Source organism: Lacibacter sediminis, from assembly GCF_014168535.1.
Lineage (GTDB): Bacteria > Bacteroidota > Bacteroidia > Chitinophagales > Chitinophagaceae > Lacibacter > Lacibacter sediminis.
Map to the genome: position 1 here is coordinate 3,928,868 of NZ_CP060007.1, position 15,692 is coordinate 3,944,559.

The following is a 15,692-nucleotide window of genomic DNA, read 5'->3' on the forward strand; positions in this document are numbered from 1 at the left end:
AAAAACAATTGCTATGGGAAATTTATCTGCTGAACCTTTACCGTGGAATAGTTACAGAAAGACAGGCTTTCGTTTTGCCTTTATTTTTTTCATTCTGTTTATTGTTTTACTCGACTGGTCTGTAAATCCTGTTTTCTCCTATGTTTACTACGAGGCAGGTCTCGCTGAATTTTTAGACGCCATCATTAACCAAACAGGAAAGAATCTGTTCCATATTTCCTACACGATCATTTCTCCGTACGACGGACAACATAACGACAGAACCTATGCCTATCTGCTTTATTTCATCATGTTAATGGCAGCACTTTTTGGAACCATCATCTGGACGGCATTGGACCGGAAACGTACCAACTATGATACGCTTTATTATTGGCTCACCACCATCATACGTTATTACCTGGCATTCACGTTATTTCTTTTTGCATTGGAGAAATTTTTTAAACTGCAATTTCCAGACCTCGGTCTTTATCTGTTGTCAGAGCCTGTTGGAAATCTGTCGCCCATGAATTTGGCCTGGGCATTTTTCGGGTATTCGTATGGCTACAATATTTTTATGGGTATTGCCGAAAGTGCTGCCTTGCTCCTGTTGTTCCGCCGAACAATGACCTTCGGATCCATCCTCACCCTATTTACGCTTGCCAATGTAATGGCGGTCAATTACAATTATAATGTGCATGCAAAGATGTATCCAACAGCTTTGTTTGTAATGACCTTGTTTCTTTTGATTCCTCAGCTAAACAGTTTGTTCCGGTTTTTCTTTACGGGTGAAGCAACAGCTCTTGCTGTTATTAAAGCACCGGTGTTTAAAAAACGATGGATGACTATTTCAAAAGCAGCACTCAAACTGCTGTTGATCGGTTACTTTCTGCTTTTTTCGGTTAAGGATTACATCGGCTATCAACAAAGAAAAGTTGCCAGAGAAATAAACAAAAGCCAATCTGGTTTATCCGGTGTGTATGCCGTTGAAACATTTGTGATGAATAAGGACAGCTTATCAACTGAGAACCCATTACGGTGGAACCAGTTTATACTGGGAGGTGCACGGGAGCGCATTCGTCTGAAAGCTGACAGTATCGCTTACATCGATGTGTCTGTTGATAAAAAAGAAATGTTCGTGTATGGAGACAGAAACGAGTTAGCGAAAAAAGATCAGGAAATTTGCAATGAGCTGGGTTTCCGGGAAACGATGAATGTGGATATGGATTCCATTTTCGTAGCACGACAAATAAAAAGTCGTTTTCAATTCGGTTTTATTGATTCGACTACACTTTGGTTAAAAGGGAAAATTAAAAACGATTCTGTTTTCATGACCGCCAAAAAACAAACAATTAAACCGGAAGATTTCAGATTAATGAAGAACGGTTTTCAATGGATAACAGAATGACGATAGCAGCACTGCCCCAACAAGTATTTGGCGGTTTTCCGTTGGCCCGGCGTTTGGTGTAACCTACCGCCGCAGTTAAAACGTATAAAAATATATAAATCCCGGTGGCCACTTTGTGAGACCCCGGGCTTACAAAAAGGATCAAGCATTTACTAAACTAATTGCAAATGAAAATAAAAGTTACACTCCTACTTTTTTTTATCCTTCTAATTGATCATTCAGTTCTTTTTGCACAAAAAATTGAAAGACCAAATATCCTTTGGATATCGGTTGAAGATATTAGTCCATTGCTTGAAGCATACGGGGACAAAACAGTCAAAACCCCAACGATTGATTGGTTGGCCAAAGAGGGTATCACTTTTACAAATGCGTTTGCCACGGCAGGTGTGTGTGCACCAAGCAGGAGCTCTATTATAACAGGTATGTATCCCGTTAGTATTGGCACACATAATATGCGTACAGGTCCGCATTATGCATACAGAGAACCTGAAGAAGAGACATACAAGACTTATAGATCTTTAAAAGACATTCGTGGAAGAAATGTACCTGAGTATGCAGCAGTACCCCCGCCCCACGTGAAAGTATTTACAGAATATTTGCGGCTTGCGGGTTATTTCACCAGCAATGCTATTAAAACTGATTATCAATTCAACCCACCATTTACTGCCTGGGATGAAATTGGGAAAAATGCTCACTATAAGAACAGGGACAAGGGACAACCTTTTTTTGCAGTTTTCAACTTTGAAATCACCCACGAATCAAAGGTATTCATGAAGAAAAAAGATCCCATGCTGGCCGATCTTCAAAACCTAAAAATTCCGTCTTACTTTCCTGATATACCGGAAGTGCGACAGGACGTAGGTCGTGTATATTCAAATATTATAGAACTGGATCAGCAGATTGGGAAACTCCTGGATGAATTAAGAAATGAAAAACTGTTGGATAAAACAATCATTTTTTTCTGGTCTGATCATGGAGGCCCGTTGTTACGGCAAAAACGGGCGGTAGGAAATTCAGGACTCAGAGTGCCATTAATTGTTCGGCTACCGAATGGAACCATGGCTGGTACTAAAGTCAGCGAAATTGTTTCTCTTATGGATTTGGGTCCAACAACTTTATCCCTGGCAGGAATTACTCCTCCCACATATATGCACGGGAAAGCTTTTTTGGGTCCGTTCAAAAATAAAGATCCCCATCGGTATACCTTTGGCTCAGCAGATCGATTTGATGAAGCAGCAGATATGAGTCGCTCTGTAATCGATGGCAGATTTGTCTACATCAGAAATTTCCGCCCAGAGCTCCCATTGATCTATCGCAACACATACCGTGAACAGATCGACATGACTCGAAAATTAATAGAAATGAATCAACAGGGGCAATTAACAGGAGGCGCTTTGTATATTTTTATGCCAACAAAACCGGAAGAAGAACTGTACGATTTAGCAAGTGATCCTTATGAGATTCATAATCTTGCATACCTGCCCAATCATCAATCAAAATTAAGTGAGATGCGTAGCGCTTTAAGTGCATGGCAAGGTGAGATTGGAGATCTTGGTTTTATACCAGAATACGACCTGGTAAATATGATGTGGCCTGGTATGATACAACCTGAAACAAAAAAAGTAGATTTTGAAAAAACAGGAAATAAATTATTGCTTACCTGTATTACCCAAGGCGCAACGATTGGATATCAGATAGACGATGAAATAGGTAGCAAACGATGGAGAATATACAATGGCCCATTACCAATTACATCGTATAGAAAGATTGCTGCAAGAGCTGTCAGAATAGGCTACAAAACATCTGCTATTTCTTCCTTTGAGGGATAGACTGATGCAATCAACAAGCCGCAAGATTAAAAATATAAAAGAACATACCGGAATTCTGTAAAACCACAGCGTACAAAAAAATACATCTATTCAATTTTTAATTGTTCCTTTTGTTCTATAAATCCAAGTGATTGCAAAAATTCATCAAACTTCGAAACTGTTTTCTTGTAGTATTCAAAATTTTTATAATTGAAGAATCCATGCGGCTGTCCCTCGTATAAATGAAGCTCACAACGACTGTTTACCTTTTCCATTGCTCCCTGATAATTCTTTGCTGTTTGCACGGGTATTAAATTATCGTTTGTGCCTAAAAATAAAATCGTTGGGGGTGCACCCTTTTTTATGTTGTGCATTGGTGAAAAGGCTTGGTAAGCTTTGCCTATTCGTTCATAACCATAACCTCCAGGTCCATTATCGATCACAGGATTAAAAAGCGCTAAAGCATTTGGAACACAGCTTATGGATAAATTGTCGGTGCTTTCATTGTAATCAACTATCAGTGCTGTTGCCGCTGCTAAATGGCCTCCTGCCGAACCTCCCGATGCAACAATTTTTGATGTATCAATATGAAACCTGTTTGCATACTCCCTGATAAATCTGATTGCTGACTTTGCATCTTTTAACGACTCGAAAGGTGAAGTTTGATGTTTATTTCTAATCCTGTAATCAACCAAAAAACAGATCATTCCCCGTTGTGAAAAATATTTAGCCTGCGGCTCAAACTGTTTCATTGAACCCTCAACCCATCCTCCCCCAAAAAAGAAAACAATGGCCGGATATTTTTTTGCCGGATCGATATTACCCGGCTGATATACTTCCATAAATAATTTAGTGGTATCAACTTCTTTGTACAATATTCTATCCTGAGAATTGCCGTTTGTATAAGCAGCAATTGAAATCAACAGGAGTAAAATCAGATTTCGATACATGATGTACTTAGTTATTAATTGGTAACATTTCTACTTTGTAATACTTAGCCAACATTAATTCGTTTGCAGCAATTTACCGGCAGATGAACCATCCTATCAGCACGCTGATGCAAAGAGAGATAAACATAGGCTGCTGCTTTACAGCCCATCCAACACTTCCAATGCTTTTTTGCGGAATACATCTGCAGAAAGTGCAGCGTTGTTGCTTGCTTTATAGTTGAGCAAAAAGCGATTCATCTGCCGGTAATATTTTTGATGCAGATGATACAACGGCATCCGTTCGCCCTGCTCGTTAATAAGCGACATTTGTTTTGATTCGCCGTTAGTTTCATACTCATTGTTATACATCTGCCAATGCAATGCAAACGGCAAATTCAACTCAAGTGAAATCTTCATGATCTCCTTTGTTTCATTGTACTGCTTCGTGAATGATTCCGGATTCTTACTATTCGCATGGTAGCCGTATTCACCAATATACACCCTGCGTGAAAACGGCAGTCCTTCTTTCGGCTGCAGTTGTTTTTCCAGGTAGTTGAAGATGCTGTTCAACTGTTCTTTCTTTTCACTGTACGTTCTGTTCTTGATTGCTTCATAACTGCTGTACGAAACCAAATCCACATTCACATGCGGCAAAATGCTGCTGGCAATACAAGGCTCACCCTTCATGCCTTTCAATACGAGATTTACTTCGATGTAATGATAGAGCTGTACATTTTTTGATGCAGTTGCTTTCTTTGCATCATCAATTGCTTTTTGTCTTATCTGAAACCACTTCGTCATGTTCTGAATATGTTCCGCAGGCGGAGCAGCTGTTCTGTTGTAATCAGGCAATAAGAGCCAATCGCCTTCCCAGTTGCCAATTAAAAATGTTTTACCGGAGTTGTTGTAAGTCTTCAACAGGTAAGTAACAAAATCAAACATCTCATCGTACAAACGTTTCTCCTGTTCGGGGTTAATGCCTTTCTTCCAATTGATACCGGTGATGGTGTGCACCCAGATAAAAACGTATTTGAAATCCATGTCAACTACTTTCTTGTATTCGGGTGAAGCGTTGAATAACTCCAAGGTAGTTGATGGTTTTTGATGGATGGTTAATGCATAACTTTTCGGTGAATTGGCACCCAACGAAATTTTCAAAATGTTCGATCCCATACCCCGTACATGCTTTGCCTGTTCCAGCAATCTTGATTCGTTTGTAAACTGGTACTGTCCGCCAATCGTGTTGGTGCCCAAGATAAAATTGTAAGGCTCCATTGGTAGGATGCTATCATAGGGAACAAGCTTTTGCCCATGTACAACAGTGAACAGTAACACGCAAACAAATAGTATAACAGACTTCTTCATGTAATTACTTTTTAATGGATACAACGCCCGTTACATTATAACCGGCGATCTTCATTTTTTCGATTGATTTATCAGCTGCCATTTCAAGCAGGATTATTTTTTTTTCACCCGGGAGCAATGTAAAATATCCGTCGCTGAAATAAGCCGGCAGTATTATCTGCTCTGCTTTATCCAGTGCATCTAGTTTGATACCAACAGCAGGATGTTTGCTTTTATTTTCCAGTTCAATTTTGATCTGTCCGTTTGCAAGACGCACTGCTTTACCTGAAATCGTTACAACAGGCAACTCATTGAACGCTTTAAAATGACCGGTAGTTGTATTGGCTTTCCAATATTCATTTGCAGCCAACACATTTCCTTTTTTATCTTTTATTGCCAGACGTACCAAATAATTAACAGGCAGGTTTACTTCATCCAATGTTGCAGTAAACAGATCAGCTTTTGCATTTGCTGCAACATCAACAGGAGCATTTTTGCTTTGTACTAATTTTCCATCAATCGTGTATACCTGCATCACTGCAATCGCATCCTGTACATTTTGCAAAGAAGTATTCACTGCAATCACCTGACTGTTGTGCAGATTCATTTGAATATGCAAGGGCTCGCATCCTTTTTTAGAACCGTAAAATGAACCATGCGTTTGGAAATCCCATGAATAGGTTTGCCAGATCATGCTGGGCCATGCAGGATGACTCATCCACAGCAACACACCACTGCTGTTGTTCCAGAGTTTATTGTTCCATGCTTCAAAGATGGCTCGGTGACTATCGTAGTTGATGAGTTGAATCTTACGGTTAAAATCATCCAGACTGGTCGAAGCTCCGTACAAACTATCTGCGGTACGCAGGTAACCTTCGAGGTTTTGATTATTGGTATGCAGATCGTGGTAATGCCATACATCATTGATCGGCCATTGATCTTCCGGTGCAATAAACTTGCGGATAGAGCTTGCTTCAGGAACAGAGAAAGTACCGATCTCTGTAGTGAAACCATCGCCTTGTTTCGTGAAGTAATCTTTATTGTTCACAAAGAAATGCCATGGACCACTGGGCCGCAGATTTATTTCTCTTGAATTGCCAATGTAATGACGAGTACCATCTTCTTTTGCTACTTGTGTTGCCAGATCGTTTTCAATACCCACCGGTGCATAGCCTTCATTTCTCGGGCACCAGATAGCAATTGATGCATGATTGCGGTAACGCCTGATCATGTCTAAACTGTTTTCCAAAAACAATTGATCATCGCTTGGGTTAAGATTAAAGCCTTCGGTGCTGAGCCAGAAATCATTCCACACCAGCATGCCGTATTCATCTGCCAATTCAAAGAACACAGGCTCTGTACTCTCACCTGTCCAGTTACGGATCATATTGAAATGCGCTTCACGATGCAAACGAAATGCAGGCTCCAGGCTTTCTCTACTCACTTTCTTCATCGCATCATCAATACCCCAGTTACCACCTTTGCAATACACTGCAACAGCATTTACTTTGATCACCAAAAACGGATTATCGCTGTTCGGTATTACGTCCATCTTTTCCAATGGAAATTCTTTCCGTAGTGTAGGTATAAAAATTTTGTCTTTAAATGCACGGCGATTTACATAATCAATAATGGGCTTATCAGCTTTGACATCTGTTGGACTGTATGTAAAGCGGATCGCTTTTTTCTCTTCTGTATCGGCCATCATTTCATAGGAATATTCTCTGATACCAAAACGAAATTGTTTGATCTCTTCCACCCCTTTTGCATCTGTTACTTTAATGGTAGCATTGTATAAATTGGGTAAGCCATAACCATTGGGCCACCACAGGCGTGGATTTTTCACATTGAGTGATGCATCATCTGCAGGCGTAAACGTAACAGGCAATGTTTGTCCAGGTGCCAGTTTTACTTTCTTCTGCACCGCTACTCCTTCAAATGAAAAATGAATCGTTGCTTCCTGTGCCTGTGCACTGTGATTGGTGAGTGTTGTACGCAATGTAACATTAGCACTTGTTGTATCAGGCAACGGCAGATCAGTAATTACCTGTGGATCGGATGAAGTAACACTACCGGTGAAAGAAAGTTGTACATCCTGCCAGATGCCCATGTTACGGTCTCTGATGCCCGGTATCCAATCCCATCCTTCTGTTGAAAAGAATGTGGGGCCATCCAATGTATGTACACCACCATTCTTTCCCATACCGGATAATGCTGATTGCTCATCAGGAATTCCAGGATTCGGTGGAGGTATCATTTGCACAAGTAGCACATTGCGTCCGCTTGTTTTTAAATGATCTGTTACATTAAACTTACCACGTACGAATGCGCCTTTGATATCACCAAGATATTTACCATTCAACCAAACACGTGCTTTGTAGTTGATGCCGTTGAACCAAAGCCATGCTATTTTTCCATTTTCATTTTTTGGTGTTTCAAATGTTGTACGGTACCACCAGTCTTTGCGGCACAAAGAATCGGTGATGGCCATATTATTCAAACCAAAATAAGGATCGGGAAATTTTCCTGCTGCTACTAACGATGTTAATACTGTGCCCGGCACTACTGCATCATACCAGCCTTTGCTGTTAATAGCATCAGTAAACACAGACGCATTGCCCAACAGATTTGTTAGTTCATCTGTGAGTTCCCATCCGCTGGCAATACGATAGTTTGCATTACCTATCGCTGTTGCCTCTCCTGCTTTTCCCGATCTTGGTTTTTCAATTGCAGTTTGAAAAGGTGCTTTACCTTTTGGTAATGTTTCTACCGGCTGTTTTTTTGTTAATCCAAAATTGGGTTGCTTTTGAGCAAACAAATCGCTCTGGCAAAACATCAATAAAACAACAAAGACAGCAGCTCTACTATTTTTATGTGCAGAATGTTTCATGAAAAAATGGATGGTTCGATTTGTTACAGAATAATCAACTGATGGCAATGCTGATACCTACGGTACATCTAAAGGATGAATAAATCTTTTGCATCATCTAATTGCAAAAAAGTGTACTTCTGATAAACAGCGAATGCGATTGACAAAGCATCAACGATTGTGTGTTTAATAACAAAGGATGTGAGAGCCCATTTAAAATACTGTTCTTAATTTCTTTCTTGGCGGTCTGTGGCCGGTGTCTCCACCGACCACTGCGGACCGTCGCCGTTGCTATCAAACGCTACCTACTGCTTGCCAAAAGAATCGATGTTTTATTTTTTAAACAGGCTTTTAATACAATCCCTTCGTGCCATAATCTCCTCTCTTTTCAGTGATGGGCTTTAACGGAATTTGTAATCCACCGGTTTCCTGTAGCCACTTCCATAGTTCGTTGCGCATGCGTGCAATTTCAGGTTGCCATGCCGGATGACGATACAGATTTTTCTTTTCTTCGGGATCGGTACTCAAATCATAAAACTCGGATACATCCCAAAGACCGGGATAGAATATAAATTTATGTGCACCTTCTCTTACACCTAACGTTGTTGGAGTTTGCGGATACGAGAACTCCCAGTAGTATTCATAAAATGCTTTGTTGCGCCAGTTTACTTGTTTATCCTGCAGCAATGGCAAGAACGATTGTCCCTGAATATTTGCAGGTTTGGTAATGCCTGCCACTTCAAGTACAGTTGGTGCAATATCAATTCCCTGGATGATCTGTTCAAGTGGCTTACCATTGTGCGACATGCCGGGTGCATACACCAGCAACGGAACTTTCTGGCTTTCTTCGTACATATTGCGTTTGTCGATGAGGCCATGTTCACCCATTAAGAAACCATTGTCGCCCATGTAAATGATCATCGTATTCTCAGCAATACCTAACTCTTCCACTGATTTTCTAATGCTGGCAATACTTTCATCAATCGCCAATAATGTTTCGCAATAGCGGTAATAAAAATCATCGAACTGCACACGGCCATCGTACATAAAATCTACACCATGCCAGCTGTTACGCTGTGCCCACACCCATTGCGGAATATCTTTTACGTTGTAATTCGTATCGTTTTTTACCATCGCAGCAATCGGACTTTTGCAAACATCACCATGCAGCTTACTCTTTTCTGTTGCTGTTAAGTTGATGGTAGAAGGATAATTGATGGGCTTCCCATGGTACTTATTACGATGACGTGGTGCAGGCATAAATTCATCATGCACTCCTTTATGCGATACATACATGAAGAATGGTTTATTCTTCGGTTGCTGACTCATCCATGTAGTTGCATGTTCGGTTAACAGATCAGTAATGTATGTACTGTCTTTGTATTGTACCCGCTGACCATTGATGTTGAGCAACGGATTGTAATACACACCCTGCCCTCTGAAACTTTCCCAATGATTGAATCCTTTTTGCGGATCATCACCAGCATGCCCCATATGCCATTTGCCGAAGAATGCAGTGCGGTATCCTGCCTTCTGTAAATACTCCGGAAAGAAATTTAAATTATCAGGCAGTGGCGAAAAATTATCAACCACTTTATGCGTGTGTGCATACTGCCCTGTAAGAATGGATGCACGTGATGGAGAACAAAGTGCAGTAGTTACTGTTGCGTTACGTACCCACACGCCCTGCTTTGCTAACTGATCCATCGCCGGTGTTTCGAGCCAGGGAACTTTTCCGGTGAAACCCATAAAATCGAACCGATGATCATCGGTTAAAATGAAAATAACATTCATGGGCTTTGGCGGCTTCGTGTCCTGCTCACGATCAAACCCGAACGCAAGTGTAACTGCAATGGAAAACACAGCAATTAATATTGCTTTGCGGCTACTGTTTTTCTTCTTCTGATTTTGCATACAATAATTTTTTCAAGGCCTTTATACCTGAATGATTTTTTCAGATTAAAAGCTGTAAACTATTTTCAAGTAGTAATAAAGGTGCTTAAATAAACATTTAAGCACCTTTATATAAATCATCAGCTACAATATTTCCAACCATTAATTCTTACTGCGAGGACGAACCTGTTAATCGATGATTCAACTTTAGGAATAAGCATTAATTGTATAACGGATTTTCAACCAAACTTGGATTGTCGGCAATTCTGTCGATACCCAATGGTAAGTAGTAATGACGTGGTTGAAATACCCTTGCAGTACCTTCTGCATTTTTTAACGTGATGATATATTTTTTTGCATCAAAATCATACACATAGTTCAAGCCTTGTAAACGCTTTCCGTTCAACTCCTGTTCTGCAATGCGCCATCTGCGTAAATCCCAATATCTATGCTCTTCAAAAGCCAGTTCCACTTGTCTTTCCTGACGGATGTTGGCTTCGGTTAAGGCTGTGCGAAGTGGCATGGCAGCTCTTGTTCTGATCCGGTTTATAGCAGTAAGCGCTTCGGTATTTTTATTCAGATAAAAAGCTGCTTCTGCATAGTTGAGCAAAATTTCACCCAATCTGAATACAATAAAATCGGTGCTTGATTGTCCGCTTGCTGCAGGCGTAAGTGCTTCATCGCAACGCTTACGTACATGCACACCTGTTTTTTGCGTATTGCGGTTGGGTGCTTTCGCATAAAAACCATCGGGGAATTGTGCTGATACAGAATTCGGAATAAGGAATGTTTCACTGGTATTTGTAACCACCTGGCCACTTGCATTTCTGTATCGGGTAGCAGAATGGAAAAACACTTTCTTGCCTTGCCAGATACATTCAGGATAAAAAGTTGATGCCCTGAAACGGGGATCACGCTTTCCAAACAATGAATCGATATCATGCAACCTTGTATTTGTAAGCAATGTGCGGTTCATCACGCCAGATCTTCCGTCCTGGTAATCGAACAGATCCATAAATTCAAGGAACACATTAAAGTTCGAGTTCCAACCCGATGTAAAACCAGCGGGTGTACACAATGCATCCCAGGAATGTCCTTTGTTGAGTGTTGCATCCCATTTAACGCCAAAGATCACTTCCGGATTATTGTTTTCATCTGTAAACAACTGCGTGAAATTTTTAACCGGATCAGTAGACACCTTGTTATACAAACTAAATGCAGGATTATCCATAATTGCTTTTGACGCATCCATCGCAGCAGTAAAATATTTATCTGCTTCGCTGGCGGGAATACCTACTACTCCATCCAGTGCTACTGTACCAAATCTTGCAATACTGCCTGCATAAAGCATCGCCCTGCTCTTTAATGCAAGTGCAGCAAATTTTGTGGGTCTGCCATAATCGTTACCCGGATACGAAGCCGGTAACAATGCCGCTATCTCGTCCATTTCTTTACCAATGAAATCATACACCTCTGCTTCTTTGTTTCGAACGGGATATAATTCTGATTGGGGGTCAGATAAACTTTGAACTTTTGTAATAATGGGCACACCACCAAAACGTTTCACCATTTGATGATAGATAAACCCACGCAGAAAGCGGGCTTCACTTATTTTCTGATCTTTATACGATTGCTCAAATGATGAGCCATTCACACCGTTGATAAATTCATTGATTTGCCTGATGGCGGTGTAAGCCCAGTAATCGAGTAAACCTGAACCTGTGTTATCGTAAATTTTAATCGAAGCAATGTAAGGATCCTGCCAATCGCCGAAAGCCCTGCATTCGCCACCCGGTCCTGCTAATAAACCCATTCTGAAATTTTCCTGGTTACCCAGTTCCTGGAATTTAGTACGGTCGTATAAACTAAGCAGGTTTGCTTCTATCAGATTTTTATCTTTAAAAACCGCTGTTTCAGCAATCATGTCGAGCGGTTGTATATCTAATACTTTGGTACAACCTACCAGTCCTGTTATAATGAAAGCAATGATTATATTTCTCATAAACTTTTATTTAAAATGTTAATCGCAATCCTCCTGCAATATTTTTATGAATCGGATAGTTACGTCCTTCACCACTTAAGTTCGCATCAGGATCAAATGTGTTCTTGTAAAATCCAAGCTTGCTGAACGTAAGGAGGTTTGTAGCAGATGTAAATACCTGCAGATTTTTTATCCCTACCTTTTTTACCCAATTTCCACTGAAGCTGTACGATAAATTGACATTCCGCAAACGAATGAATGTTGCATCTTTCATCCAGAAATCCGAACGCTTAATGTTATTGGGGTTTAAGCCCAATGAAGCTGCAGGCAATTGTGCCTTTGGATTGATGTTCTGCGTTGGATTTGCAGGATCGGGCTGCCAACGATATGTATAATGATAATCGTAAGGAATTGATTCGTTTGAAAACATGGATGCCGATGCACCGGTTACATAAAAATTAAAACCTGTTGACCCTTGCCATAACATTTCCAGCGACAGGCCTTTGTAAGTAGCGCCCACCACTAAACTGTATACTACTTCCGGAAAGGTTCCTTTACCAATCACATCCTGATCACGCCAATCGAGAATACCATCACTATTCAAATCAACATAACGGATATCGCCGGGACGCAATGTTGTATTACCTACTCCATCCTGGTTAAATGCAAGTTTATCAATTTCTCCTTGCGACATAAAAATACCATCCGACTTATAGCCCCATGAAAGGTTAGCTGATTTACCTGTCAGTTGATAAATTCTGATTTGATCAGGGTCGGTATAAGCTGTTTCATCTCTGTACTCCCACTTGTTTTGTGTGAGTGTAAACGTAGGCATGATTGAAAGTTGTACACCGCTGATCTTTGGGCGGTAATCAATCATCAGTTCAAAGCCTCTGTTACTTTGTTTGTTCAGATTTACCGGAGGTAAGGTTGCGCCAAATGTTGAAGGCACTGCCCTTTGTTGCGAAGCAAGGATTCCATCTCTTAATCTGTAAAACACGTTTCCTTCAAATACCAACTTGCCTTTCCACAGTGTTAAATCAATACCGGCGTTATAGTTAGTTATACTTTCCCATGTAATATCGGGATTTGGAAGACCTGTGGTACTGATGGTTTTGTAAAACGTATTTCCCATGATGTAACCACCTGCATCAATATCATACCCGGTAAGATAACTGAACTGGCTTGTACCATCGTTACCCGACTGTCCATAGGAAAGTCTGAGTTTACCATTCGAAAGCCATGATGATGCATTATCCATGAAATTTTCCTTCGAGAATACCCAGCCAACTGATACGCCCGGGAAATAACCCCATCTTGAGTTCTTAGGAAAATTTGCACTGGCATCAGCTCTTAAAATAAATTCTGCCAGGTACTTGCCTTCGTAATCGTAATTTAATTTACCGATGTATGCTACTCTTGACATTTGACTTTGTGTTCCGGTATTATCCTGGAAGTCCTGGCCACCGGAAAACAGTTGCTGTATGGATGGTGACAGCAAATCACGACGAAAAGCCATTAATGAATTACCTCCGTTTTTAAGTTGTTCGGCAATACCCATTGCGCTGATGCGATGGTTACCAAATTCACGATCGTAATTCACTTTCAGCATTGGATAAATCTGGAAATAACGGGCATTGGTTTCTCTGAGTGAAATGAAATTGCCCATGTTGGCCATGTAGGTATACACCTGTGTTTCATAATCATAATCGTATACTTCTGCAGGTACGTTAAATACTTTGGTATAATCTGCAGATTGACTTACCAATAAATCGGCACCAACACTTAAGCCGGGTACAAAAGGTAATTTATAATTAAGCCCTACCTGGCCATTAAAGAAATTAGAACTGGTTCGGTTGTATCCTCTACGTTCTGCATCTATACGCAGTAACGGGTTGCGGCCTTGAAAACCTGTATATGCATTTCTGGTCAGGTCAGGCAGGTAGGGATTGTAACGTGGTTGTGCTGTGCTAAAATCTACCATTACATCTTCAATTGAACCTACCTGCTGATCCTGACCAAAACGATATTGCATATCAAAACGCAAACTCAAATTCTTTGCAATCGTTGCATCTACGTTTAATCTTGTATTGTAGCGTTTATAAAAATAATCTCCTGAGGTGAAAACACTTTGCTGATCGGTCATACCCAGCGAACCAAAGTATTTTAAAGCAGGAGTTCCACCGCTTACAGTAATACTCTGTTGCAACATGGGTGCACCGGTACGAAATATTGCATCACGCCAGTTATATGATTTGAAGTTTGCTTCAGTACCTGCTTTGTACTTCTGTACAACTTCCTCGGTAAATTCGCCGGGACTCAAACCATAGTTGAGTGCAGCTTCTCTGCGTAACTCAGCCCAGTCGCCTGCGTTTACTGTATTCTGAAAAGCAGAGGGCATTTGATACGTGTAAGTACCCGTGTACGTAATTTGTGGAGCACCTGTTTTACCACGTTTGGTTGTAACAAGTATTACACCGTTACCTGCTCTTGCACCATAAATGGCGGCAGATGCATCTTTCAATATTGAAACAGATTCAATATCATTCGGATCGATACGGTTAAAAGGAGTTGGCAAACCATCCACAATTACCAGTGCATTTCCATAACCTCTGATCTGCAGACTGGCATTATCTTCACCAGGTAAACCACTTGCTGTTTTGGAAAGAAGCCCCGGCATTCTGCCTACGAGTAACTGAGAAGTATTAGGAACAGGTGCCGACTGTAATACTTTTGCACCTACCTGTGCAATGGCTCCGGTAACAGTTGCTTTCTTTTGCGTACCGTAACCTACAACTACAATTTCCTGCTGCTGAATTTCCTGTTTGCTTAAGGTAACCTGCACGCTTGTCATTCCTTTTACACTAACTTCTTTTGCTTCCATGCCCACAAAAGAAATGACCAGTATCATTGATGAGTTATCCGGTACACTGATTGTAAACTCTCCGTTGGCATCGGTATTAACTCCTTTGCCGGTTCCTTTGATATTTACAGATGCACCCGGCAGTGGTGTTCCGCTTTCATCTGTTACTTTTCCTTTTACAGTAATGTCAGCTGGTGGCGATTCCTTTGTAACATTTGCAGTTGGTGCTGCTGTCACCTTACGTTTGATTACTATTGTATTTTCTACAATGGTATACGTAAGCGGCGATTTCTGCAAGCATTCGTCAATGGCTTCCTGCAGCGGAACATTTTTAGCTTCAACGCTTACATTGCCCACCAACTTCATCATTTCAACAGTGCATATGTAATTATAGCCTGTTTGCTTTCTGATTTCTTTCAATACTTTCTGGAAGGGCGCATTCTTTACTGAAAGCGTTACAGTTTGTGAGTGGGCTTCTGCAAACACCTGCATACTGGCCACGAAGAGAAAAACAGCAATAAGTTTCATAATCAATAGTGCCTTCCTGACAGGAGGGCATGTTTTGGATAGTTTTCGGCTTTGCCGAAAACTAAAAGCAGTAAATGGCATAACTTCGTTTTT

At 40.8% G+C, this 15,692-nt stretch carries 8 protein-coding genes; 2 read left to right on the plus strand and 6 right to left on the minus strand.

All coding sequences use genetic code 11. The annotated features are described in order from the left end of the window. Positions 1 to 13 precede the first annotated feature (13 nt). Positions 14 to 1,384 carry a hypothetical protein gene (locus H4075_RS16670; RefSeq protein WP_182801961.1) on the plus strand — a complete coding sequence of 457 codons (1,371 nt, stop codon included), beginning with the start codon at positions 14 to 16 and terminating at the stop codon, positions 1,382 to 1,384. A gap of 167 nt (positions 1,385 to 1,551) precedes the next feature. After that, positions 1,552 to 3,213 carry a sulfatase-like hydrolase/transferase gene (locus H4075_RS16675; protein WP_182801962.1) on the plus strand — a complete coding sequence of 554 codons (1,662 nt, stop codon included), beginning with the start codon at positions 1,552 to 1,554 and terminating at the stop codon, positions 3,211 to 3,213. A gap of 86 nt (positions 3,214 to 3,299) precedes the next feature. On the opposite strand, the gene H4075_RS16680 is transcribed toward H4075_RS16675, so the two are convergent. The 6 genes from H4075_RS16680 to H4075_RS16705 form a co-directional block, all read right to left on the minus strand. Beyond that, positions 3,300 to 4,142 carry an alpha/beta hydrolase gene (locus H4075_RS16680; RefSeq protein WP_182801963.1) on the minus strand — a complete coding sequence of 281 codons (843 nt, stop codon included), beginning with the start codon at positions 4,140 to 4,142 and terminating at the stop codon, positions 3,300 to 3,302. A gap of 138 nt (positions 4,143 to 4,280) precedes the next feature. Beyond that, positions 4,281 to 5,486, minus strand: coding sequence for a hypothetical protein (locus H4075_RS16685; RefSeq protein WP_182801964.1), 1,206 nt, complete (start codon positions 5,484 to 5,486; stop codon positions 4,281 to 4,283). 4 nt (positions 5,487 to 5,490) lie between these two features. Continuing rightward, entirely contained in the window at positions 5,491 to 8,355 is a 2,865-nt protein-coding gene (locus tag H4075_RS16690) for a glycoside hydrolase family 2 protein (RefSeq protein WP_182801965.1), read from the minus strand. A 330-nt stretch (positions 8,356 to 8,685) separates the two neighbouring features. Then, positions 8,686 to 10,248 (minus strand): sulfatase family protein, encoded by a 1,563-nt coding sequence (locus H4075_RS16695; protein WP_182801966.1) that lies wholly within the window; start codon positions 10,246 to 10,248, stop codon positions 8,686 to 8,688. A 199-nt stretch (positions 10,249 to 10,447) separates the two neighbouring features. Then, positions 10,448 to 12,229, minus strand: a complete 1,782-nt coding sequence (locus tag H4075_RS16700; protein WP_182801967.1) for a RagB/SusD family nutrient uptake outer membrane protein — start codon at positions 12,227 to 12,229, stop codon at positions 10,448 to 10,450. A 10-nt stretch (positions 12,230 to 12,239) separates the two neighbouring features. Continuing rightward, on the minus strand, positions 12,240 to 15,599 hold the full coding sequence (locus H4075_RS16705) for a TonB-dependent receptor (protein WP_182801968.1): 3,360 nt from the start codon (positions 15,597 to 15,599) through the stop codon (positions 12,240 to 12,242). Between the last annotated feature and the right edge of the window lie 93 nt (positions 15,600 to 15,692).